The following is a 22,377-nucleotide window of genomic DNA, read 5'->3' as shown; positions in this document are numbered from 1 at the left end:
ATCGTAGAATGAACTCTTTAGAGTTGATTCAGCTAAACAGCAGTGGGTAACAACATGAGCTTTCAAGTGAGTTATAGCAGTGCAGATTAATTTGCAGATATACCTCAATTATGTCTTGGTGATTCTGGCACTGGCCGCTGGTCTGGTTGCCGGGATGCTGGCGGGCCGTCTGATTCATTTGTCCTTCAGTGGGGAACAGACGTATCAACCAATGGCGGTAGCGCAAGCGCAAACAGTGGCTTCGTTGCAGGAAGAGGATCTGCAGGTTATCATCAATCGCAGTCTGTTTGATGTGGCTTCGATTGGTGCCGCTTTTGTCAGACCTGATGTTGACGAACCCGCCTTGGAGAGTGAAAGCTCACAAGTTTCTGCCCGTAACGTCACTCTCACTTTGGTGGGGACTGTTGTTGCCGGTGTGGACTCCCTGGCGCTGATCAACACGGGCAGTAAGGTGGAGGTTTTTGGTCTGGGCAGTGAAATTGCTGCCGGCCTGACAGTTGATGCCATAGAACGCCGGAGGGTTGTGCTGCTTGAACGTGGTGCGCGTCGTGAGCTGGTCCTGATTGAAGATCAGGCAGAGCTATCTCGACCGGCAGCCCGGCGAGCGAGTGCTGGAGCAGCGGCAACAACATCAACAACCGCTCAGACCGGTGTTGTCGATATGGGTGAAGGGCGTTTTCGCGTTGATCGCGGGATGGTCGATAGTGCGCGCAGCAATATGGGTGCCCTGCTGCAATCGGCACGGATGATTCCGCATATGGAAAACGGGCAAACCACGGGATTTCGCCTGGTCGGCATGCAACGCGGGTCCCTGCTCGAACAACTGGGCTTGCGCCTTGGAGATGTCCTGGTCGAAATTAACCAGGTAAAACTCGATAGTCCGGAAAAAGCGCTGCAGATTTTCCAACAGGTACGGGAAGCGAACAATATCAGCCTGGGGCTGATTCGTAATGGCCAGCCGCAGACATTTGAATACAGCCTTGATTAGGAGCTGATAAGTGGAGAGAAAACAATATTTCCCAGGAAGGATACTGGTTTTCTGGCTGGTGATCGCTCTTTTTTGTTTGTCCGGGAGCACTATTGCCACGGCTGATGACGAGATGATGATTACTCTCGATTTTCAGAATGTTGAACTGGTGGACATGATCGGCACCATCAGTGAATTAACCGGTAAGAATTTCCTCTATGATGAAACTGTTCGCGGCAAGGTCAGTATTTTATCGCCGGAACCGGTATCCCTCGATGAAGCTTATCGGCTGTTTTTGACGGTGCTGCGGGTACGGGGCTTTGCGGTCGTTCCAGCCGGGGGGGTCAACAAGATTGTTGCTCTGGCAACCGCCAAGGAAGAAACCCTCCCCTTTACTAATCAACGTGGGCTGGGGGATCAGCATGTCACTCGGATCCTCACAGTGCGCCACCTTGATGCGACCGTCGCGGTAGAAACCATCATGCGCCCCTTAATGCCACGTACCAGCCACGTGGTGGCACATCAGGCTACCAATACCATTGTTATCACCGATACGGCGGAGAACATCGAGCGTTTGAACCGCTTGTTACATATTCTGGACAAGACCTGGGACAACGATCGTATTGAGCTGGTGCCGTTGCGTTTTGCCGATGCTGCCGATGTGGCAGCAATGACTATGCAGATTCTCGAAGGGGATGGTAGCGTAGCGCCCACAACCGGCCGGGCTGCGCGTGCGGCGGCGCCGGGCAAAAAGCGCATCGCCGGTCAGATCATTCCTTACGAGCGTACCAATACCCTGGCATTGCAGGGGGAACAGTTATTTATCGATCAGGCCAAAGAGCTGATTGCCCAACTGGATGTTGAAGTAGAGGCCGGTTTTACCGGCGTTCATGTTTATTATCTTGAGCACGCAGAGGCCGAACCACTGGCTGAAACCATCAACCAGATTATTGCCGGTGCGGCCAGAGCGCCATCAGCCCCGCGCGCGGCAGAAGGGCAACAGCAGGCGGCTGATCTGTTCAAGGATGTCAAGGTCACGGCCGATAAGCCGACCAACTCCCTGATTATCAACGCTTCGCAGGATGAGTTCAGGAACGTCATGTCCCTGATCGGCCAGCTCGACATCAAGCGCAAGCAGGTGTTTGTCGAAGCACTGATCATGGATTTGTCGATGAATGCTGTGCTGAAGCTAGGCACCTCCTTGCAGGGTGCTATCGATGTAGGTAATGACAGCTTGCTTTTTGGTGCCAGCGGTTCTACCCCGGCATCGGCTGCGGGGCTTGTGACGGATGGTGTATCCAGTGTGCTTAATCAGGCGGTCGAGGGAATTATGCTCGGTGGGATGTTCAATCCTATTACCTACACGGTTGGAGATATCACCATGACAGTGCCGGCGCTTTCGGCGCTGATCAATCTGTCACAGACAGATGATGATATTAATGTGTTATCCGCTCCACGGCTGTTGACCTCTGATAATGAGGAGGCGGAAATCATTGTTGGTGAGAATGTTCCGATCATAACTTCGCGTTCCTCCACCTCTAGTGGAGACAATATTATCAGTGCCGTTGAGCGCCAGGATGCAGCGCTGATTTTACGTTTTACCCCGCAAATTACGGCGGGTGGTTTGGTGCGCATGAAAATTCATCAGGAAATCAGTGGTGTAAAAGAGAGAGGAACAGGGGTAGGCACTGAGGATAACGTTGGTCCAACATTGACAAAGACCCTGCTACGAAATTCTATTGTCGCCCGTGACGGCGAGACGGTTGTGCTTGGTGGATTGTTTAGGAACCAGGTAACCAAAAATGTCAGTAAGGTACCGTTGCTTGGAGATATCCCGATTCTCGGCTGGTTGTTCAAGTCGACTTCCGATAGCGAGGAAAAGCGCAGCCTGCTGATTTTTATCACTCCCCGTGTTATACACGATACCGATGATTTGAGTCGTCTGACCACCGATACCCACAGGGATCTACAACTCTTCCGTTCCGAGGGAGGCACCGAGGCATTTTTTGACAAGCAGCGAATGAAAACCATCGGGGATTTTGCCGTACCCCTGGAGAATTAGACCCATGCGACCGATGAAGTGGCGAAAACTCGGGGAAATTCTCATCAACGATCAGGGGATTCCCGAAGAAATCGTTCGTGGGGCTCTGCAGGAGCAGGAGGGCAATCACACCCGTCTTGGTGAACTTCTCAAGGCCAGAGGGGAGATGACGGACACCATGCTGGCGGAGGCCCTGGCCAGCCAGAGCGGCGTCGATTTTGTTGCCGAGCCGAATATTACCGCCACCGCCCTCGAACTTCTCACCACTATCCCCATTGGTTACGCCAAAGAACACCTGGCCATTCCCCTTGATATCCAGGGACAAACAATCCGTCTGGCGGTGGCTGACCCGAGCAATAACCGCGTGCTTAACGATCTGTCGGTGATGACCGGCTGTCGGATTATTCCGGTCATCGCTTCTGCCGAGCGCATCATGCACGCGATTAACCAGGGGTACGAAGCCCTGTCCGGTGGTGGCGGCATGATGGAGGATATCAGTCAGGGAGATATCGCGGTAGAAGACAAGCTGCAGGTCGACGACCTGCTTGATACCAGCGATGAGGCTCCGGTGATCCGTTTTGTCAACGGGCTGCTGACCCAGGCTTATCGCCAGCGCGCCAGTGATATTCATATTGAGCCCTTTGAATCGGAGGCGGTCATCCGTGTTCGCATCGATGGTATTCTCTATGAATCGCAACGCCCACCCCATCGCGCTTTGGCGAACATTGTGTCACGGGTCAAGATCATGGCGAATCTCGATATCGCCGAAAAACGGTTGCCTCAGGATGGTCGTTTGTCCGTACGTATAGCCGGTAAAGATGTGGATATCCGGGTGTCAACCTTGCCGACCGCCTTTGGCGAGCGGGTGGTGTTGCGTCTGCTCGACAAAAGCTCCGGGGTGCTTGGGTTGGAGCAGATCGGTATAGATGCCCGGATGTTGCCGCAGATTCAGAAGATGATTCACAAGAATCATGGTATTTTTCTGGTCACCGGCCCGACGGGTGCCGGTAAAACCACGACCCTTTATTCGGCTCTGTCGGTTATTAATTCGCGTGAACAGAATATCATCACGGTGGAGGATCCGATCGAATACCAGTTGGCAGGGGTCGGCCAGATTCAGGTTAATCCCAAGATCAACCTGACTTTTGCCCAAGGATTGCGCTCAATTCTGCGTCAGGATCCCGATGTCATTATGGTGGGCGAGATCCGTGACAGTGAAACGGCAAAGATCGCCGTTCAGGCGGCACTGACCGGACACCTGGTGTTCTCAACCCTACACACCAACGATTCGGCCGGCGCCCTGGCGCGCCTGGTGGAGATGGGAGTTGAGCCCTTTCTGGCGGCCTCAGCACTTTTAGGGGTGCTGGCTCAGCGCCTGGTAAGAACCATCTGCCCACACTGTCGCGTCAGTTATCACCCTGATGAAAAGGTTCTGGCGCAACTTTTTGAGGGGCAACCGGTTCCCAAGGATGCGGTTTTTTTCCGTGGTCGCGGTTGTAGTCACTGTATGCAGGTTGGTTACCTGGGGCGCACCGGGCTCTATGAGATGCTGGAAGTAACGGATGCCATTCGCGGGCTGGTGACCACGAACTCCGACGCCGCGACCATCCGTCGGCAAGCCCAGAAAGACGGGATGCGCCCGTTGCGTCTGATCGGCCTGGACAAGGTGCTGGCAGGGCAGACAACGATCGAAGAGGTGTTGCGTGTTACCCAGGAAGAGGTTTAGGCCGTGGCGCTCTTTGAGTACCATGCTCTGGATGCCAATGGCAAAGCCCGGCGGGGTGTTGTTGAGGCCTTAAGTTCCAATGCTGCCAGCCGTAAACTGCGTGAACAGGGACTGTTTCCGACCAAACTAAAAGGTGCCCGCGAGATGACTGCCGGCACCACCGGTACAAGTTTGTTCCGGCGGGTGACGGTCCTCGAACTTGGTGTTGCTACCCGTCAGTTGTCGGTTATGCTCAGTGCCGGCATGCCACTGGCCGATGCTATGGCCGCAGTGGCGGAGCAGCAGGGGCGGGGAGAGTTGGGTTCGGTTCTGTCGCGGGTGCGCGATGATGTCCTGCAGGGCAGTTCGTTGCATAACGCTCTTGGAGCTCACCCCCAGATTTTTCAGCCGTTGTATATCAGTATGGTCCAGGTTGGAGAGGCGAGTGGCACCCTCGACAAGGTGTTGATGCAGTTAGCGGACTTTATGGACGAGCAGTCACGCTTTAATTCGCAGCTCAAAGCGGCGATGACCTATCCCATCCTGATGTTTCTGGTGGGTACCAGCGTGCTGGTGTTTTTGATGACCTTTGTGGTGCCGAAAATTACCCGTATGCTGGAGGACCTGGAACAGGTCCTCCCCTTGCCGACTCGTCTACTGATGGGGTTTGCTGAATTTTTAACCGGCTACTGGTGGGTGCTGCTTCTTGCCGTCGCACTGGTTTTTTGGGTTGGCCATCGCTATTCTGTGACCAACCGTGGTCGTCTGTGGTTCGATCGTAAAAAGTTTGATTTACCGCTGATCGGTTCCCTGGCGCTGCATAAAGCTACTGCCCGGTTTGCGCGGACGACCGCCACCTTGTTGCATAGTGGCGTTCCTCTATTGACGACGCTGCAGATTGTTGAGCGTTTGCTGGGGAACAACTTTCTGCAACAGGCAGTGGCTGAGGTCCGCGAAAAGGTGACCCAGGGCGCCGGCCTGGCCGTGCCGTTGCGTGATACCGGAGCCTTTCCGCCGATGCTGGCGCAGATGGCAGCGGTCGGTGAGCGCAGTGGTGAGCTGGAGGGACTGCTGTTTCGCGTTGCCGACATCTACGAACACCAGGTACAGACCAAGCTGAATGGTCTGATGGCCTTACTTGAACCTCTGATGATTATTTTCATGGGGGGCGTCGTTGGTTTTATCGTCCTGGCGGTGTTGTTGCCGATATTTCAGGCCAGCCAGGGTATGGGTTAGCAAGGAGAAGACAAATGAAAGATTACAAGAGCAATCAGCGGGGTTTTACCCTGATTGAAGTGATGGTGGTGGTCGTGATCCTGGGTATCCTGGCGGCTATTGTTGTCCCTCGGCTGCTGGATGAGCCGGAGCGCGCGCGGCGTACTTCAGCCGCAACCCAGATTCGCAGCTTTGAAGAGGCATTGGGGATGTTCCGTCTCGATAACGGCTATTTCCCAACGACCGAACAGGGGTTGGAGGCATTGACAAGCAAGCCGACCATTGGCCGTATCCCCACCCGTTACAAGGAGGGTGGCTATATCCGCCGAATCCCCAATGATCCCTGGGGTAACCCTTATGTGTACCTGTCTCCCGGTGTTCATGGCGATTATGACCTGCTCTCCTATGGCGCAGACGGGCAACCGGGCGGAGAGGGCGACAATGCCGATATTGCCAACTGGAACCTCGAATAACCGTCAGGGCTTTACTCTGGTTGAACTGGTCGTCGTTATCGTCATCCTGGGGCTGATCGGGGCGATCAGTGTGCCGTTGTTGTTCAACCGTCTTGGCAGCGATGAACGTTCAACCCTGCGCCGCATTGTTGGAACGGTGAAGGAGCTGTATAACGAAGCGACCCTGACCAGGGATGTCCACCAGCTCGAATTTGACCTGGATCGAAACACTATTAAAGCCTATCGGTTACGCAGCGTTGCTGTCGACCGGGTGGAAAAGGAACCTTTCCGGCGTGAGATCGAATTAGCACCTCTAACCATTCAGCAGATCGAGGTAGAGGGGCAGGGGAGTTTTCGTTCCGGTCAGGTCACTGTGCGGATTTTTCCCTTGGGCTGGATGGAGCAGACCCGGCTGCATCTACGCTATGGCGATGGTACAGATATCCAGTTGATCTTTTCTCCTTTAACGGGAACGACACGGATTGAAGAAGCAGAGAACAGAGTGCGCTGACGGATTTACCCTGCTTGAGGTGATGATCGCCCTGGCTATTGTTGCTATCGCCCTGGTCACCCTGCTTGGTCTTTCCAATCGAACGGTGCTGGTGCATGACCGGATTCAGAAAGTGACCCGGGCGACCCTGCTGGCGCAACAATTAATGGCTGAGCAGGAAGTTCAGGTGGTCGGTGTCGGCACTGGGGGTGAAGAACGTGAAGGGGTCTTTGAGGAACCTTTCGCTGACTTTAGCTGGCGAATTTATTATGAAAACACCATGCTTCCCCAGGTACGTCAGATCCATGTGCAGGTGCGTTGGGGGCGGGAGCAACATAATGAGCAGGTGGAACTGATTTCCTTTGTCGCTGCCGGAGGACGTTGATGGTGCGGCGATCAGCAGGCTTCACCCTCATTGAAGTAATTATCGCAGTGCTGATCGGTAGCCTGTTGCTCAGCAGTATCTACGGTGTTTTCGGGGCCGTCAGTGCGGCACGGGATCGTTTGGCAGACGAAGGAATTTTTTATCATCAGGCGCGGATTTTTTTCGACCGGGTGGGTGGTGAACTCAGCAGTATGCGCATGGCGGTGTTGGGCAACCGGGCGGTTCTGGAAGGGGGGAATACGGTTCAGGGAACGACTTATCTGGAGTTTAATACTGAGCTGGTGTCACCTCTGCAGCGCCAACGCGGGGGCTTGTCGCGGGTGCGTTATGAAGTGCGTGAGGATGGTGGTGCCCTTACCCTCTATCGCAGTGAGGAAATGCTGCTGGCTAATCTGGCAGCGTCGGAACCCCTGGTCTTCATCTCGGGGCTGAAGGCATTTGTCATCCGCTATTATGCGGCGGGTCAGTGGCACGACAGCTGGTCGCGCAATCAGCCCCCACAGATGATCGAGTTTCAACTTGAGGTAGATTCCGACCATGGGGGGGTGATCCCTTTTCGCAGCAGTTTTGTCCTGTCCGGAGGGCGTGGATGAGTCAGGCAGGCAATGAAAAAGGGATGGCGCTGTTGATTGTCCTGGCCGTTGTGGCGTTGCTCAGTGCGCTGCTGATCGAATTTTCTTTTTCGACGCTGGTTGATTTGCGTTCGGTGGAAACTTTTCGTGACCGGTCAAAGGCCTATTATATCGCTCGTGGTGGGGTAGAGGCCGCACGTATCATTCTGCAGGAAGATCGCAACGAGTTTGATCATCCGACGGAATTCTGGGGGGAACCTCTGGCCGGTATCCCGGTCGGTGAAGGTGATGTCAGTTTGAAGATTGAAGATTTAAGTGGCCGGCTGAATATTAATTTTGTCGGCGATGAGCGCGGCAATCCGTTGCCCGGTTATCATCGCTTTATTGCTCTGTGTGAAGAGGTCCTACCGATCGATTCGGGGGCAGCGCAGAGCCTTGCTGATGCTCTGGTGAACTGGTTTCATTCGGATAAGACGATCATGACGGCAGATGATGCTTATTATCATCAACAGACGCCACCTTATGAACGTCGTGGTGCGAAGCTGACCGCCCTGGAAGAATTGTATCTGGTGCGCGGGTTTGATGAACAAACAATCACCGCTCTGCGCCCCTTTATCCGGGTTGTTGGTGATGAACCGATCAACATTAATACCGCGCCGGCGGAAGTTCTGCTGGCCTGGCAACACTCCGCAGCAGCGGGTAATGTGGCAATTATTTTTGACCGCCTGGACATGGATGTCTTAACCCAGTACCGGGAAACCATGCCTTTTCGTCAATTGGGAGATCTGGCTCAGGTAGAGGGTATCGGCCCGCGCTGGTCGACGGCCTGGCCCCAAGGCTCGGTAACGGTGCAGGGTAAGATTTATCAGGTTGACAGTCTGGGGCGGGTGAACCAGGGCAGTCGTCGTGCACAGGCCATTGTCGCCAAACAGGGAAACCTCCTGTTAAGTTTAAAGATGGAATAAACATATGTCTAAACGCTTTATCGGTATCGATCTGGAAGGAGCAGAGGTTCGGGTTGCTCTGCTGCAGAAGACCGCGGGAAAAATCAAGGTGGATTTTGAACGCCGCGTCTACAGTTTACCTGAGGAATCCCGTGCTGCACTCACCGAGATGCTTGCCGGCAAGACGGCTATCACCGATCGGTTAGTAACCGCCCTTCCGGCTCGCGTCGGGCTGTTTCGCCGCCTGCGATTTCCCTTTCGCGAAAAACGCAAGATCGAGGCCGCTCTGCCTCTGGCCCTGTCAGCCCAGTTGCCGGTTTCGCTGGAGGAAAAGCTGGTCTCCTATCTAGCGCCGCGCCCCTGTGATAATGACTACGAAGTGGACGCGGTAGTTGTTAATAAGCTGGAGGTTGCTGACCTTCTCGAACATTTCCCCGATCCCGAACAACATCCCGGCCGGATCGATATATTTCCCTTTGCCCTGTTGCCGGCCCTGGCAGAGCAGGATGGGGTGCTGATTTACTGTCGCCGGGTCGAGGTGGTTGTTGCCCTGATTGCCGCCGGCAAAATCGAAGATTATCGCTTGTTGCCTGGCACCACCGAGCTGCGTGATGATGAACTTTATGATTTTATCAGTCAGCAGGTCAGTCAGCTCGAGTACGCCCTGGAACAGGATGATCTCCCCTTGTGGGTGATGGGTGCCGGGGTAACGGATCAGCTGAGTCAGTATCTTGAAGACTCCGGACGCACGATTCTACCGCTGCTACCGGAGGTCTTTGGCCCCGATCTGTCGCGTGAAATGGCACCGGCAGCGTTTCTGGCGCTGGCCGAGCTGCGCAGTAACAAAAGCGGGCAACTCAACTTTCGCCAGGGTGAATTTGCCGCCCGCGGTCAACTTGAAATGATGCGGCCAAAATTGATTGTCGCTGCATTGCTGCTGATTCTGGTGCTGTTCGGAGGCGCTTTGACCATGCACTTGAATTACCTCCAGAAATCAGCAGAGGAAGCAGAATTAGCGACGCAACTTAATCGTATTTTCAGGCAGGTCCTTCCCACCGGTGCTATCGTTGATATTCCTCTGCAGATGGAGGGTCTGCGGCAGCAGTTACAGGCCGATGTGCAGATGCTCGGTCTCGACGGTCGTGGTGCCGTCGCCGTGCTGCGTGAACTATCCGATGCCATCAGCACAGAACTGCGCGTCGAGTTGCAGGAATTCAACTATAGTGCTGATGAAACGCGGATTAGCGGATCTGCCGAATCCTTTGATGCCGTCAATCAGATAGCAGAAGTATTAGGTGCCCGCCCGCTGTTCCGTGAGGTAACCATTACCAATGCCCGGCTGGCAACGGACAATGTACGGGTCGATTTTGAAATGCGTCTTGCCATTGCCGGCAGGAGGTCGTGATGATCAGCAGACTTGATGAACGCGAACGCATCATCGTTTTAGCAGGCATCCTGATTCTTGCTGGCATCCTGGTCTGGCTGGTGCTGCTTAATCCTTATATCAATCGGATGCAGAGCCTTGACCGGAGGATCGAGGGGCAACAGCGCAATCTTGAACAGGTGGCAACCCTTGGGCAGGAGATTGACCAGTTGCGCAAACAACTGGCGAGTATTGAGTCCCAGCAGCGTTCCAGCCGACCTCTTTTTTCCCAGGTCGAAAATCTGACCAAGCAGATGGGGGTCCGTGATCAGCTGCTCTCCATGCGTCCTCAACCTGATTCGGTGCAGGACGGTTTTCGTCAACAGACGGTAGAAATTCGTCTTGAGCGGGTTACTTTAAGCCAGTTGGTTGGCTTTCTTCATGCGGCTGAACACCGCAGTCGCGGGATTCAGGTGCGATCACTGCGGGTGCGTCCGCGCTTTGATAATCGATCGCAGCTGGATGTCAATCTGGTACTGATGTCGTTGGAGCGGGCATGAAAAATAACGTTGTTCGCATATTGTCAGGCCGTGTCCTGGGTACGAACCTAAAGCTGTTTACCCTCTGTCTGGTATTGTTCTGTCTCAGTGGTTTTTTGTCGTTCTGGGTCTTCTTTCCGGCCGAAGTGTTGCTGCAACGGCTGGTGCAGGAGGTCTCTCGGGAAACCGGACTGCGCATGCGTGGTGAACAGGCGACGATGCTGATGCCCCTGGGACTTAAATCTGATATGACAATTTATCCAAATCAGCCCGGGTTAGCTCCCCTGCTGATTGATGATTTGCATGTCACACCGCTGTGGACATCACTGCTGACACTCAATCAGGCGATTCACCTGAAGGGCACCGTAACTCAAGGGGATGTCAGTGCCCGCATATGGCGCAACGGCAATGTCAACGTCACTCTGCAGAATCTGGAGTTGCTCGGACTGCAGGACCCTGGTCTGGCTTATCGCCTGGCAGGGTTGGTCAACCTGAATTTCGAGGGAGAAAGGCTGCTGGAGCAGGGAGGGCAGGGCGCAGGTCGTTTCAAGGTCGATATCAGTGACCTGCTGGTGCTTGGTCTTGAGCGGATAGGCCTGGCCGACGATGTCTCTTTAGGACTGCTGCAGATGAATGGGAATTTCAGTGAATCGCGCGTAAGCGTCGAGCAACTGGTAGCGACCGGTGGTGTCCTCGAGCTTAGTGGCGGTGGCACATTGCTGGTTGGCGCAACCCCGGAGCAGACCCGGCTCAATCTTAATGTGCGCGTGCATCCAACGCGGCAGACACCGGACAATATCCGCGATCTGTTGATGCTGACCGGTGTGCGTCCCGGCCCTGATGGCAGTTACACCCTGCAAATCGGTGGTACTGCCGCGCGCCCGGTACTGCGCTGAAGTGTTTTTTAGCGGGGATTTTTAACAAAACGATAGCCGCGCCCGCGCACGGTTTTAACATAGCGGGGCTTGGCCGGATCCGCTTCAAAATATTTGCGTAAACGTACGACGAAGTTGTCGAGTGTCCGGGTTTCGGTTGCCGGTGAAACCCCCCATACCTGCTTGAGTAGCTCTCCTCTGGTTAAAATCTTCCCCTCGTTCTTGATAAACAGGAGCAGCATCTTCAGTTCCAGTTCGGTCAGCTGGATAGTGCCTTGTGCTGTGGTGGCCTGACGGCTCTCCAGATCGATAACGTTGTGACCAAATTGATAGGTCGGCAGCTTCTTTTGTGCCGGTGGCCAGATTCCCCGGCGTAACAGACTGGCCACCCGCAACAGGAATTCTTTCAGATGAAATGGCTTGGTCAGGTAATCATCGGCACCGGTGCTCAACCCGGCAATGCGATCCTGTTGCGAGTTGCGGGCGGTCAGCATTAAAATCGGCACCGGGTCACCGCTTTCGCGCAGCTGATCACACACCTTGAGCCCATCTATCCCCGGCAGGGTAAGATCAAGAATCACCAGGGCATAGGGCGTGTGTTGCAGGAGCCCAAGCGCCTCTTCACCAGTGGTGACATGGGTGACCAGATATCCTTCAGCTTCGAGATTGTACGTCAGTCCGTGGGCGAGATGGGGCTCATCCTCGACCAGGAGCAAGGGGATCTGGTCTGTCATGCCGGTTGCCTTGCGCTGCTGAGGGGGATAAGCAGATGAAATGTGCTCCCTGTGTCTGATGTCGCGGTATCCAGCCAGATCCGACCATTGTGCAGTTTGATGATGTTGTGCACGATGAACAACCCCAAACCGCTGCCGCGAATACTTTTGCCGGGATGACGGATCCGGTAAAACATTTTGAAGATCTTTTTGCGCATGGCCGGCGGAATGCCGCAGCCGGAATCCCGAACGATGAGATGAGCCATGCCGGCGTTACGTTTCATCTCAACCCGGATGCGTGCCGGACCTTCGCTGTAAAGGATGGCATTTTCAATCAGATTACGCAATACCGTCTCCATGGCGTCGTGATCAAAGCTGGCCATCAGCCCCGGCTCAATCGTCCAGTCCAGATCTGTGGTGGGGGTCAGTGCCGAACGTTTGGTGCGGAGATAGGTTTCGATCATTTGTGACAGGTTACCGCGTTGCATGCTCAGCAGTGAATCCTTGTGCTGCAGGCGGCTGGCATTGAGCAGATTATTAATCATGGCATCGAGGCGCCCGCAGTCTTTTTGCATCAAGCTGACAAACTGATTGAGCTGTTCCTGGGTGGGGGGGCGCATCTGGATGGTGTCCAGGTGCAATTGCAATGACGCCAGGGGTGATTTGAGTTCGTGGGTGACCTGACTGACAAAGCGTTGTTGGGCCTTGTAGAGAGTGGTCTGCTTGCGCCAATAGATAAAGATGACATAAACCCCAACCAGAATAGCAACCAGCAGGACAATCCCTTCGGCCAGAATCAGCCAGTCGGTTTTTTGCGGTAACCATTCAGCATGATATTCAATGGCCAGATCTTTCAGTTGACGATGGCGCCCGAGAAACCAGTAAATCCAGAAAACCAGCACCACGATCCAGAGGATCTGAATGCTGATAAAAGTGATCAGTGGATGAAACAAACGGCGAATCAACTTCATGGTATTATCCAGCCCCTTACCCGCCTCGACAACAGCGATCTATCCATCAGTTTTTACACAAGTATTACATTTGTTGCGAGATGATTACGATATTATTCCAAGAGCGTCAGAGATAAAAATCCGGTATCTGTTCAGCACCGGGCCTTTGACTCCTATGTCAAGGGACGCTTTTCCTCATCCATGATCGCTTTTTGTCGCCGTCCATGGTGACAACAACCCTTGCCACAGGATCCAACGGCCCTGGGCAAGGATAGAGCTGAATAGTTACAAAATCCGTATTAAATAAAGGGAGTACGAATTATATGCATAAGGGACTGACTATCGGCAAACATAGTGTACCATACCCTCTGATCCAGGGCGGCATGGGGGTGCGGGTTTCCGGTTATCGTTTGGCCGGACACGTTGCGTTAAATGGTGGCATTGGTGTGATCGCCACCCCCGGGCTGGCTTTGGGGAGTGATGCGGCAACCGGTGACGATTATTTTGCTGACGATCGTCAGGCGCTGCTTGACGAATTGCGCAAAGCCTACGAAATTGCCCCCGATGGCGTTATCGGGGTTAATTGTATGGTAGCGGTGAGCAACTATGACGATGTCGTCAGGGCGTCGTGCGCAGGGGGGGCAAAATTGATCATCAGCGGTGCCGGCTTGCCCTTGAGTTTGCCTGCTTTGACCGCAGATTATCCAGATGTGGCCTTGGTGCCTATTGTCTCTTCCTTGAAAGCAGCACAATTGATCGCCCGCAAATGGCACAAAAGTCACGGCCGATTGCCGGATGCTATTGTGGTGGAAGATCCCGATACGGCCGGTGGTCATCTGGGGGAAAAGCCCGAAAAGATCGGTTCCGGTGAGTACGATCAGTACGCCACCGTGCGTGCCGTCAAGGACTACTTCCGCAACGAGTGGAATCTGCATATCCCGATTATTGCCGCCGGGGGGGTCTGGGATCGGGAAGATCTTGAGCATGCTCTTGCTGAAGGGGCGGATGCCGTGCAGATGGCTTCGCGCTTTGTCGTCACGCAAGAGTGTGATGCTGCTGATGCCTTTAAACAGGCTTATCTCGACTGCACCCCTTCTGATATCGGCCTGATGATGAGCCCGGCCGGCCTGCCGGGTCGTGCCCTGATCGGCAATGTCGCGGAAATCCGTCAGCGCGATCTGGATGATGATCTTCACTGTCCGGTGGGTTGTTTGAAAAAATGTGCCTATCGTGATAATCAGGAACGTTTCTGTATTGTCCAGGCCCTTGATCGGGCACAAAAGGGGGATCGCGAAACGGGGTTAATCTTCTGCGGTACCAACGCCTGGAAAGCTGATCGAATTTCAACGGTGAAAGAGGTTTTTACCGAGCTTTTTGGAGAAAAATAAACCGCCGCTCCCGGTAGGAACAGCGGTCAGTGTATCTAGCCGGGGGGCTCTGGTTAGAGAAGCTCTTTGACCTCATGAACAAAGGATGCTTTTTCGTTATCGTCGTCAATCTCAGGTAAGAGCAGTTCAGCAAGATCGGTCAAGCGTTCTGCGGTTGGTTCCCCCTTCTCCAGCCAGCTTTTCAAGGCGCCATCAAGAGCCATGCCGGCAACCGGACCAATACATTTAGCCAGGGCTCGCTTTATCCCTGTTAATTTGTCGGCAAGGGGACCGTTAAGGACCTCAGCCGGTGTCAGTTTTGGTAGTGGTGCCTGGGGCGGGGCTGGTTCTGCCGCGACTGAAGCTGGTGCCGGGCTTGGAGGGGGCGTGCCGTCCTGATGCGCGGCTATCGCTTCGAGCAATTCGGCCGTCTGCATGCCACAGGCCATTGATACCAGGGGGACATTGACATCCGGAGCGCAAACAACCACTAGTGTTGCAACAGGGTCCAGTCGGCGAGCCATCAGCAAGGCTTCATCGTACTGGATTTCATAAGCGTTGACATCAAGCTTGGCAGCATCATTTAAACGAAACACCCGATGGAGGATGCTGGTAATGCGCTGCTGTTGCTCGGAATTAAAGGTGGCGGGCAGATTTGAGCCGACTATTCCTTTTTTGGTGGAGTAGACGCAGGCTCCCAGCACGCCCGGGGATGTTTTGATTTCTTCAAGCAGATTTTTCATTAATGCCCCATCTCTATAGCTTCATTTCGTTGACGATTGAAGCGAAGTTGTCAATGATATCAAAGTAGTCTGTGTCCTGCTCGAGCAAAATTCCGGCGGTGAGTTCTTCCCCGAATAAGATCAGCAGCGCCTGGCCGGAGGAGAGGGTGACTCTGGCGTTATGGGGTGCACTGATATTCAGATAGGTGCGAAGCTGGGTCGAAGTAACGGAAATGAAGGAGATGTAGTCAGCCAGTTTTCTTTCATCTTTTTCCCCGGCCTGAGCACGGACAACCCCACGTTGGTCAAGCATAATAATCCTCAAGACTCCGGGGGCGGAGAGAATCGTTTGAGCTATTGCTGGCAGATCCGACATCGTTGATTGCCTTTCTACTTAATCGGCGCAGTGAATCAGGATTCCAATCCCATCATACGGTTTTTGCCAATCTTTTCAAGAACCACTTAGCCGTTTATCTGATTTTTCTGAACTCAACCCGTCTGTTGATCGCCCGATTGCGGGTGGAGTCGTTCGGTACCGCCGGGCGTGTATCCCCATAATAAGCAACGGTGAGGCGATCCGCCGCGATACTGTAACGATCGATCAGATGCTGTTTGACCCGTTCCGCCCGTAGTTTTGACAGGGGCAGGTTCACTTCGGGCGAGCCGGTACTGTCGGTGTGGCCGGCAATTTCGAACCGCTGATCGGCCAGTGATGCGTGTGACAGGGCGGTTCCGACCGTTTCGAGCTGCTCAATGGCACTGGCTGTCAAACCGGCGGAACCGATCTCGAATAAAATCTGCATCCTGACGATGGGACCATCCATGGCCCCTTCGGTGGTGCTTTGGTCTCTGCTTTCCCGCATGACCCGGACAAATTCCTCCGAGGTGATACGCTCACCCATCTCCGAGCGATATTTGATCCGGGCCAGTTCCAGGGATGCCGCCGCACGCTGATTGTCAGGTTCGAGAGCAAGTCCGGACTGATAAGCCCAGATGGCCGGTTCAAGATTTCCCAGCACGACAAAGATGTCGGCCAGTCCGAAGTAGGCCTTGGCAAAATTCTCATCAAGTTCGGTTGCCCTTAAATAATAGGTCAGTGCTTCGTCGTAGCGGCGCAAGCGTTCCTGGGCAAAGGCCTTGTCGTATTGCAGCTGGGCATGATTCGGGCAGGTCTGAATCGCCTCATCCAGAAGTTGCTGTTTTTTGATCAAGCTGCGCTCCTTTTGGACGCTTTGGCGTAGCGCGTCGCAGTCATTCGAATGTGCCGGACCTGGATGGAACAGCAGAATTGTTATCCAGAACCCGGCTATCCATAATGAGTGTATACGCATGGATATCTCCTAGCGGTTACGTTGCATTAATTTATTGAGACTGATCCGTAAACGTTCAATCGATTGGGCCAGTACACCCACTTCGCCGGTGGCATTTTTGTCGATCGGGTCGTCCAGATTCTCGCCCAGACTGAAATCTTCAGCCCGCTCGGCCAGCCGGACGATGGGAGTAACAACATCACGATTGAGGAACCAGCCAATGATAACCAGCATAACGACAATCCCGCCGGCACCATAAAGTACCAGGGTCAGAGACATGGTCTTGGCGGAGGCAATAGCATCGGCAACCGGAACATAAACAATAAAGGCGGCGACGACTTCATCCATTTCCCACCAATAACCATTGGTGTCACCATAGATCTCAATCTGATCTTTGGGCGCATCGGCCGGATCACCGTGGCAGATGAGGCAGTTTTTGTTCATAACAGTGAAGGGGGTAGCGGTGTAGAATACTTCCTGACCGTTTTTGACAAGGCGCCCTTCATCGGCCTTGAGATCGGGATTGTCGATGAATTTCTGAATGATCTGTACTTCCTGGGCATCGGCCTTGTTGCTGGGGTGCAGGGGATCAAGAGTCGCCCCTTTAAAGATGTAGCCGGGGAAGGTTTTTTCAAATTCTTCATAGATGCCGCGCGAGGTCGCAAAGCCGGACATGATTTCCGGGTAAAACCGATCCGGTTCGACCAGTTGCCGTACCAGCGGAGACTGAGCTACACGGGTGTATTCGCGTGTCGCCATAGCATAGTTCATAACAATATCACTCTTGATTTTTGCTTCTTCAAGGGCGCTCTTCATGCTCAGGCGATAACTGGAGAAACCGAGAACGCCGATCGCCAGAAAACCGAGAATGCCCATCACCAGAATAGATCTCATGCGAATGCCCATTGTTAAACTCCTTTTTATATAGCGCTTGTGTGCCTCGGTGCCGCCTGGTATGGCTTCTGTGCCGGCGGGTTGTTGATTGGCCCGTATGGAGCTGTGGGTGCACCAAGTGAAATTAGATTTTACACATCAAGCTGGTCGGGTCAAGACAAATCGTAAGAGAAAATTCATTTGTATCTGTTTAGCGCCGGGCTTTTGAATCCTACGTGAAGGGACGCTGTTCGTCATCCATGACCGCTTTTTGTCGCCGTCCATGGCGACCAAAACCCTTGCCACAGGACCCTCGACCCAGCGCAGGGATGGTGCTGAATAGTTACATTCATTCTTTATCTTCCATGTTGGTTTCTTCATGATGACCTTTTTGGTTGTTTTTTGGTACGTTGCGGATTGGTGTTGGTGAGATTCAAGGTACGTAAAGATTGTTCGTTTTGCATAAGAAGGCTTGAGCTGTATAACATACCGTAGTAAAGTCGATCGTTCGAATCAACTTCAAGGAGACGATATGGCAAAACACAAAGAATATATTCCCAAATGGATTGCCTGGGAGAGTACCCAACGCTGCAATTTAAGTTGCGTTCATTGTCGCTGTTCCTCCGAATTAACATCCTCAGCTGGTGACTTTACTACCCAGGAAGCGTTCAAGCTGATTGATGATATTTGTGAGGTAAGTACGCCGGTGATGGTGTTGTCCGGTGGTGAGCCGCTGATGCGCGACGATATCTTCGAGATCGCCCGCTACGGCACATCCAAAGGCTTACGCATGTGCATGGCGACCAATGGCACCCTGATTACCGATGCGGTGTGTGCTGAGATGAAGAGTGCCGATATCAAGATGGTCTCTCTTTCGCTAGACGGTTCGACGGTGGCTATTCACGATAACTTCCGGAGCTCTCCCGGCGCCTTCGAAGGCGTTGTGCGTGGAGCAGAAACCTTAAAGCGTAACGGCATCCCTTTTCTGATCAATTCTTCCTTTACCAAGCGCAACCAACATGATATCGCTGCCACCTTCCGGGTGGCCAAGGAGCTGGGAGCAACCGCCTGGTATATGTTCATGATTGTGCCGACCGGGCGCGGCGAAGAGATTATGAGCGAACTGATTTCACCGGAGGACTACGAGGAAATCCTCACCTGGCACTATGAGCAGGAGAAGAATGAGGAAGATATTTTGATGCGGCCGACCTGTGCGCCTCATTATTATCGGATTGTTCCCCAGAAGGCCAAAGAGGAAGGGATCGATTTCAAACGCCGTAGTCTGACTTTTTCAACCGGTGGTGGCAAGGGGTGCATCGCAGCCCAGTCTATTTGCCTGATCGATTGTTTCGGCAACCTCAAGCCCTGCTCCTACTTCCATTCGTCTGTCGGCAACGTCAAGCAGATTCCGTTCAAGGAGCTGTGGTTCAACTCCAAGGTTTTTAACGATCTGCGTGATTCCAGTAAATACTCCGGCAAGTGTGGTGAATGCGAATATGTCAATGTCTGCGGCGGTTGCCGCGCCCGCGCCGATGCGGTTCACGGTGATTATATGGCCGAAGAACCCTTCTGCAATTACATCCCGCCAAAAACCCGCAAACGGCTGGCGCAGGAAGCGGAGAACGCACTAAGATAAAATCTTTTTACCACAGAGTCACAGAGACACAGAGTTGAACCATCAAAGGCTTTGTTTTGGTTCAATCCATGAATTCGGGTTTTTGATTCACCCTCTGTGTCTCTGTGTCTCTGTGGTAACTCTTTTTTTTCTGATTTTGAATTTCCCATTATAGGAGGCAACACCCGATGACCAGCGACTACAATTTTATCAAAGCCTGTTGGCGGCAGCCGGTTGACCGTGTCCCGGTCTGGTTGATGCGCCAGGCCGGGCGTTATTTGTCCCAGTACAAGGAAGTGCGGGCTAAAGGGGGCGGCACCTTCCTTGATCTGTGCAAAGATCCGGCGCGGGCCGCGGAAGTGACGATCCAGCCGATCGATATTCTTGATGCCGATGCCGCCATTCTCTTTTCCGATATTCTGACTCCGCTGGAGCCAATGGGGCTGGAGCTTGATTTTGTGCCGGGGCCGGTGTTTGCCAACCCGGTACGCACCAAAGCAGATGTCGATGCCCTGGTGGTGCCGGAGGATATGGCCACGGCGGTGTCCTATGTGCCCGAGATCCTCCAGCGTTTGCGTGTTGCTTTTGCCGGGCGCGTTCCCCTCATCGGTTTTGGTGGTGCTCCTTTTACCCTGGCGTGCTACATGGTTGAAGGACAGGGAAGTAAAGATTTCGCCAGCCTCAAGCAGATGATGTACAGCGACTTTCCCCTCTATGACGAGCTGATGAAGAAGGTCACGGAGATGGATCGGCGCTATCTGAACATGCAGATTGCCGCCGGTGCCCAGGCAATACAGATTTTTGATACCTGGGGTGGCCTGCTGGCTCCCCACGATTTTGAGCGTTACAATCTGCCCTATGTGAAAAACCTGATCGACGGGCTTGATCGTACGGACATCCCGATTATCTACTTCGTCAAAAATGGCGGTACCATGCTCGAACTGGTCAAGGCTGCCGGCAGTGATGTCATCGGCCTTGACTGGCATGTTAACCTTGATAAGGCTCGGGCGATCCTCGGTGACGACGTGGCGGTGCAGGGCAATCTTGATCCGACCGTGCTCTATGCACCGAAAGATTACATTGAGAAAGAAGTCCAGCGAATATTGGATGAAAATGCTGGTCGCCCCGGTTTTATTTTCAACCTGGGCCACGGCATTCTGCCGACAGTACCACCGGAGAACGCGATTCATCTGGTGGAGTGTGTGCATCGGTTGAGTCAGAAATAAAATCATCTGCCGGATTCTAGTGAATCAGGCGATAGAAAATGGATTCTGCGACTGCGCTTCGCTCCGCGCGGAATGACAACAAGGATTTCGTTCCTGATAGTTGGGTGTGTGTCATCCTGCGCGAAGTCGCAGGATCCAACATGTTTACATCGACAGAATATTACTACTTGGAGATTCGAATGTCTGTGGAATCGAAACATGCCCTGATCCTGCTCAACATGGGTGGTCCTGACTCCCTCGAAGCGGTGCGCCCGTTTCTCTACAATCTGTTCTGTGATCGTGAACTGATCCAGTTGCCTGCCGGCGCTGTACTGCAGAAGCCTTTTGCTCGGCTGATTTCCTACTTTCGGGCAAAAAAAGTGGTGGAAAACTACCGTGCCATCGGCGGCAAATCACCACTGCTTGAGTGGACACAGAAACAGGCTGAAGGAGTGGCCGAAAGGCTGGGGGATGAAGTTGTCCCTTGCGTGGTGATGCGCTACTGGCACCCCTTTGCAGCGGAGGTGCTTACGCAACTCAAAGCAGATGGCATCACCAGCGCCACCGTGCTTTCCATGTATCCCCACTATACCGGTGCGACCACCGGCAGTAGCGTCAATGATTTCAAGCGTACCGTTGCCCAAATATATCCGGAGCTGGAATATCGGGTCATTGAACAGTGGCACGATTGGCCGTTGTATCTTGATTCCCTGGCCAATCGCGTTCGTGAGGGGCTGGAGACCTTTCATGAGCTGATGCGTGACGATGTGCAGATTCTTTTTTCCGCCCACGCCCTGCCCCAGAAGTTTATTGATCGCGGCGATCCCTACCAGCAGCAGGTGGAAGAAACGGCAAAAGGGGTGATGGAGCGGGTCGGCAATTACGCCTGGTCCATCGCCTACCAGAGCCGCAGTGGTCCGGTCAAGTGGATGGAGCCGGGCACCGAGGAGGAAATCACCCGCATTGCTGCCGCCGGTCATCAGTCGCTATTGATGGTGCCCATTTCTTTTGTCTCCGACCATATCGAAACCCTCGAAGAGATCGACATGGAGTACCGTGAACTGGCGGTCAGTTCCGGTGTCGTCAACTTCTGCCGTGCTCCTTCCCTGAATGACAATGATGATTTCCTCGATGCCATGGCCGCATTGGTTCAGTCTGCCCGCGCATGAAACAGCAGCAATGCATCCTGTGCAACCACCTGTTCGATCCCGATCAACCCTTGACTGAGCCGGCTGAAATCGCCGGGATGCATCTGGCCAGGCAGGAATATGGTGATGCCGGCAAGGTTTGTCCTGTCTGTCTCGCCGGCCGAGGCCGTCTGGCGATGATGTACCGCAGTGATTGTTTTGACTAGGGCTTCCCCTGCTGATTAACCTCCACAACAATCATTCAGACCACCGAGTCAGCGATTTTTTTTATGGCACCAAAGGCATTGCTTATATTCTGGGCAAAATCCTGGTTGGACGACCCGGCATTCCCCTCGTCGTCACCAAGCAGGTTGACAATCAGTTCCGGCGAGTAGACCAGAAAGCGGATTTCGGTTTTTCCCCCTTTGTTGTAAACCGAAAAAAACTTCTGCACAAAGACGCTGCGCTCCGGGTTGGCGGGAATGGATTTGCCGGAATTTTCCGTTTTGCACATCTGAATCATGGCGTGGCGGTAATTTTCCGGCATGCTCACCCCCTGATTGCGATAAAATGCCACCAGACCAGATTTGTCGAGGTGGAAGACGCTGAAGCCTGCTGCGCTAATGGCGTTTTTCAGATCCTCGATCAGAACCTCAAATGATTTGTCAGAACTGTTGCGGCAAATAGATTCATCGGCCATAATTTGCCCCTTTGGTGTTGGTTGGTGTAAGCACCGTGTTCTCTATTAATTATTCGCTCAACTTTCGCAGACAGAAAAAAGATGTAACAGCTTGTAATTATTGATCAAAAGCGCCATCAGCTATGGTAGAATTGGTTATCGCCAAACAACCGAAACTACTTCAAGGAGATGACGCTTTGAACCGTATTGTATCAGAACTTGTTTCATGTAAAAACCCAATAGATTCGTTCTTTGACAATCAGCGTAT

Annotated in this window: 24 protein-coding genes; 17 read left to right on the top strand and 7 right to left on the bottom strand. The window is 53.4% G+C overall.

Annotated features, from left to right (window positions below; all coding sequences use genetic code 11):
* Nucleotides 1–79: 79 nt before the first annotated feature.
* Genes gspC through gspN form a run of 12 tightly spaced genes read left to right on the top strand, consistent with a single transcriptional unit; the run spans nt 80 to nt 11,569 of the window.
* Nucleotides 80–988, top strand: a complete 909-nt coding sequence (gene gspC, locus ICT70_RS07375; protein ID WP_191155063.1) for a type II secretion system protein GspC — start codon at nt 80–82, stop codon at nt 986–988.
* A 10-nt stretch (nt 989–998) separates the two neighbouring features.
* A complete protein-coding gene (gene gspD / locus ICT70_RS07370) occupies nt 999–3,029 on the top strand; it encodes a type II secretion system secretin GspD (protein ID WP_191155061.1) in 2,031 nt (676 codons plus the stop codon).
* Between the two features lie 4 nt (nt 3,030–3,033).
* A complete protein-coding gene (gene gspE, locus ICT70_RS07365; RefSeq protein ID WP_337906785.1) occupies nt 3,034–4,734 on the top strand; it encodes a type II secretion system ATPase GspE in 1,701 nt (566 codons plus the stop codon).
* A 3-nt stretch (nt 4,735–4,737) separates the two neighbouring features.
* Nucleotides 4,738–5,949 carry a type II secretion system inner membrane protein GspF gene (gene gspF, locus ICT70_RS07360; protein WP_191155059.1) on the top strand — a complete coding sequence of 404 codons (1,212 nt, stop codon included), beginning with the start codon at nt 4,738–4,740 and terminating at the stop codon, nt 5,947–5,949.
* A gap of 14 nt (nt 5,950–5,963) precedes the next feature.
* On the top strand, nt 5,964–6,401 hold the full coding sequence (gene gspG, locus ICT70_RS07355) for a type II secretion system major pseudopilin GspG (protein ID WP_191155057.1): 438 nt from the start codon (nt 5,964–5,966) through the stop codon (nt 6,399–6,401).
* On the top strand, nt 6,370–6,891 hold the full coding sequence (locus ICT70_RS07350) for a prepilin-type N-terminal cleavage/methylation domain-containing protein (protein ID WP_191155055.1): 522 nt from the start codon (nt 6,370–6,372) through the stop codon (nt 6,889–6,891). The genes gspG and ICT70_RS07350 overlap by 32 nt, the downstream gene beginning before the upstream one ends.
* Entirely contained in the window at nt 6,863–7,255 is a 393-nt protein-coding gene (locus ICT70_RS07345) for a type IV pilus modification PilV family protein (protein ID WP_191155054.1), read from the top strand. The genes ICT70_RS07350 and ICT70_RS07345 overlap by 29 nt, the downstream gene beginning before the upstream one ends.
* Nucleotides 7,255–7,848 carry a type II secretion system protein GspJ gene (locus tag ICT70_RS07340; protein WP_191155339.1) on the top strand — a complete coding sequence of 198 codons (594 nt, stop codon included), beginning with the start codon at nt 7,255–7,257 and terminating at the stop codon, nt 7,846–7,848. Before ICT70_RS07345 ends, ICT70_RS07340 begins: the two co-directional genes overlap by 1 nt.
* A complete protein-coding gene (gene gspK / locus ICT70_RS07335) occupies nt 7,845–8,792 on the top strand; it encodes a type II secretion system minor pseudopilin GspK (RefSeq protein ID WP_191155052.1) in 948 nt (315 codons plus the stop codon). The genes ICT70_RS07340 and gspK overlap by 4 nt, the downstream gene beginning before the upstream one ends.
* Before the next feature lie 4 nt (nt 8,793–8,796).
* Entirely contained in the window at nt 8,797–10,176 is a 1,380-nt protein-coding gene (gspL, locus tag ICT70_RS07330) for a type II secretion system protein GspL (RefSeq protein WP_191155049.1), read from the top strand.
* Complete coding sequence (gene gspM / locus ICT70_RS07325; protein ID WP_191155047.1) at nt 10,176–10,694, top strand: type II secretion system protein GspM; 519 nt, start codon at nt 10,176–10,178, stop codon at nt 10,692–10,694. The genes gspL and gspM overlap by 1 nt, the downstream gene beginning before the upstream one ends.
* The gene (gspN, locus tag ICT70_RS07320) at nt 10,691–11,569 is read left to right on the top strand and encodes a type II secretion system protein GspN (RefSeq protein WP_191155045.1); all 879 of its coding nucleotides are present in this window, start codon (nt 10,691–10,693) and stop codon (nt 11,567–11,569) included. Before gspM ends, gspN begins: the two co-directional genes overlap by 4 nt.
* Before the next feature lie 8 nt (nt 11,570–11,577).
* Here the strand turns inward: gspN and ICT70_RS07315 are convergent, their stop codons facing one another.
* On the bottom strand, nt 11,578–12,282 hold the full coding sequence (locus ICT70_RS07315) for a response regulator transcription factor (protein WP_191155043.1): 705 nt from the start codon (nt 12,280–12,282) through the stop codon (nt 11,578–11,580).
* Nucleotides 12,279–13,232 (bottom strand): sensor histidine kinase, encoded by a 954-nt coding sequence (locus tag ICT70_RS07310; protein ID WP_191155041.1) that lies wholly within the window; start codon nt 13,230–13,232, stop codon nt 12,279–12,281. The genes ICT70_RS07315 and ICT70_RS07310 overlap by 4 nt, the downstream gene beginning before the upstream one ends.
* Before the next feature lie 302 nt (nt 13,233–13,534).
* Between ICT70_RS07310 and ICT70_RS07305 the strand changes: the two genes are divergently transcribed.
* Nucleotides 13,535–14,599, top strand: a complete 1,065-nt coding sequence (locus ICT70_RS07305; RefSeq protein WP_191155039.1) for an NAD(P)H-dependent flavin oxidoreductase — start codon at nt 13,535–13,537, stop codon at nt 14,597–14,599.
* A 53-nt stretch (nt 14,600–14,652) separates the two neighbouring features.
* Here ICT70_RS07305 and ICT70_RS07300 read toward each other — a convergent pair whose 3' ends face one another.
* The 4 genes from ICT70_RS07300 to ICT70_RS07285 all read right to left on the bottom strand — a co-directional run bounded on the left by ICT70_RS07300 (nt 14,653) and on the right by ICT70_RS07285 (nt 17,516).
* Complete coding sequence (locus ICT70_RS07300; protein WP_191155037.1) at nt 14,653–15,321, bottom strand: DUF8082 domain-containing protein; 669 nt, start codon at nt 15,319–15,321, stop codon at nt 14,653–14,655.
* Nucleotides 15,322–15,334: 13 nt separating this feature from the next.
* Nucleotides 15,335–15,676: a hypothetical protein gene (locus tag ICT70_RS07295; RefSeq protein WP_191155035.1), complete on the bottom strand. Its 342-nt coding sequence runs from the start codon at nt 15,674–15,676 to the stop codon at nt 15,335–15,337.
* Between the two features lie 94 nt (nt 15,677–15,770).
* Nucleotides 15,771–16,631 (bottom strand): OmpA family protein, encoded by an 861-nt coding sequence (locus tag ICT70_RS07290; protein ID WP_224746897.1) that lies wholly within the window; start codon nt 16,629–16,631, stop codon nt 15,771–15,773.
* A gap of 9 nt (nt 16,632–16,640) precedes the next feature.
* The gene (locus ICT70_RS07285; RefSeq protein WP_191155031.1) at nt 16,641–17,516 is read right to left on the bottom strand and encodes a c-type heme family protein; all 876 of its coding nucleotides are present in this window, start codon (nt 17,514–17,516) and stop codon (nt 16,641–16,643) included.
* Nucleotides 17,517–18,015: 499 nt separating this feature from the next.
* Here ICT70_RS07285 and ICT70_RS07280 point away from each other — a divergent pair, with 499 nt between their 5' ends.
* The 4 genes from ICT70_RS07280 (at nt 18,016) to ICT70_RS07265 (ending at nt 21,657) form a co-directional block, all read left to right on the top strand.
* Entirely contained in the window at nt 18,016–19,119 is a 1,104-nt protein-coding gene (locus tag ICT70_RS07280; protein WP_191155029.1) for a radical SAM/SPASM domain-containing protein, read from the top strand.
* A gap of 167 nt (nt 19,120–19,286) precedes the next feature.
* A complete protein-coding gene (hemE, locus tag ICT70_RS07275; RefSeq protein WP_191155028.1) occupies nt 19,287–20,324 on the top strand; it encodes a uroporphyrinogen decarboxylase in 1,038 nt (345 codons plus the stop codon).
* Between the two features lie 185 nt (nt 20,325–20,509).
* Complete coding sequence (gene hemH, locus ICT70_RS07270; protein ID WP_191155338.1) at nt 20,510–21,472, top strand: ferrochelatase; 963 nt, start codon at nt 20,510–20,512, stop codon at nt 21,470–21,472.
* Nucleotides 21,469–21,657 carry a hypothetical protein gene (locus ICT70_RS07265; RefSeq protein ID WP_191155026.1) on the top strand — a complete coding sequence of 63 codons (189 nt, stop codon included), beginning with the start codon at nt 21,469–21,471 and terminating at the stop codon, nt 21,655–21,657. Before hemH ends, ICT70_RS07265 begins: the two co-directional genes overlap by 4 nt.
* A 35-nt stretch (nt 21,658–21,692) precedes the next feature.
* Here ICT70_RS07265 and ICT70_RS07260 read toward each other — a convergent pair whose 3' ends face one another.
* A complete protein-coding gene (locus ICT70_RS07260) occupies nt 21,693–22,130 on the bottom strand; it encodes a hypothetical protein (protein ID WP_191155024.1) in 438 nt (145 codons plus the stop codon).
* Between the last annotated feature and the right edge of the window lie 247 nt (nt 22,131–22,377).

This window comes from Pelovirga terrestris (genome assembly GCF_014773365.1).
GTDB classification, from domain to species: Bacteria; Desulfobacterota; Desulfuromonadia; order Desulfuromonadales; family Geopsychrobacteraceae; genus Pelovirga; species Pelovirga terrestris.
This window is presented reverse-complemented; position numbering and strand designations above follow the sequence as displayed.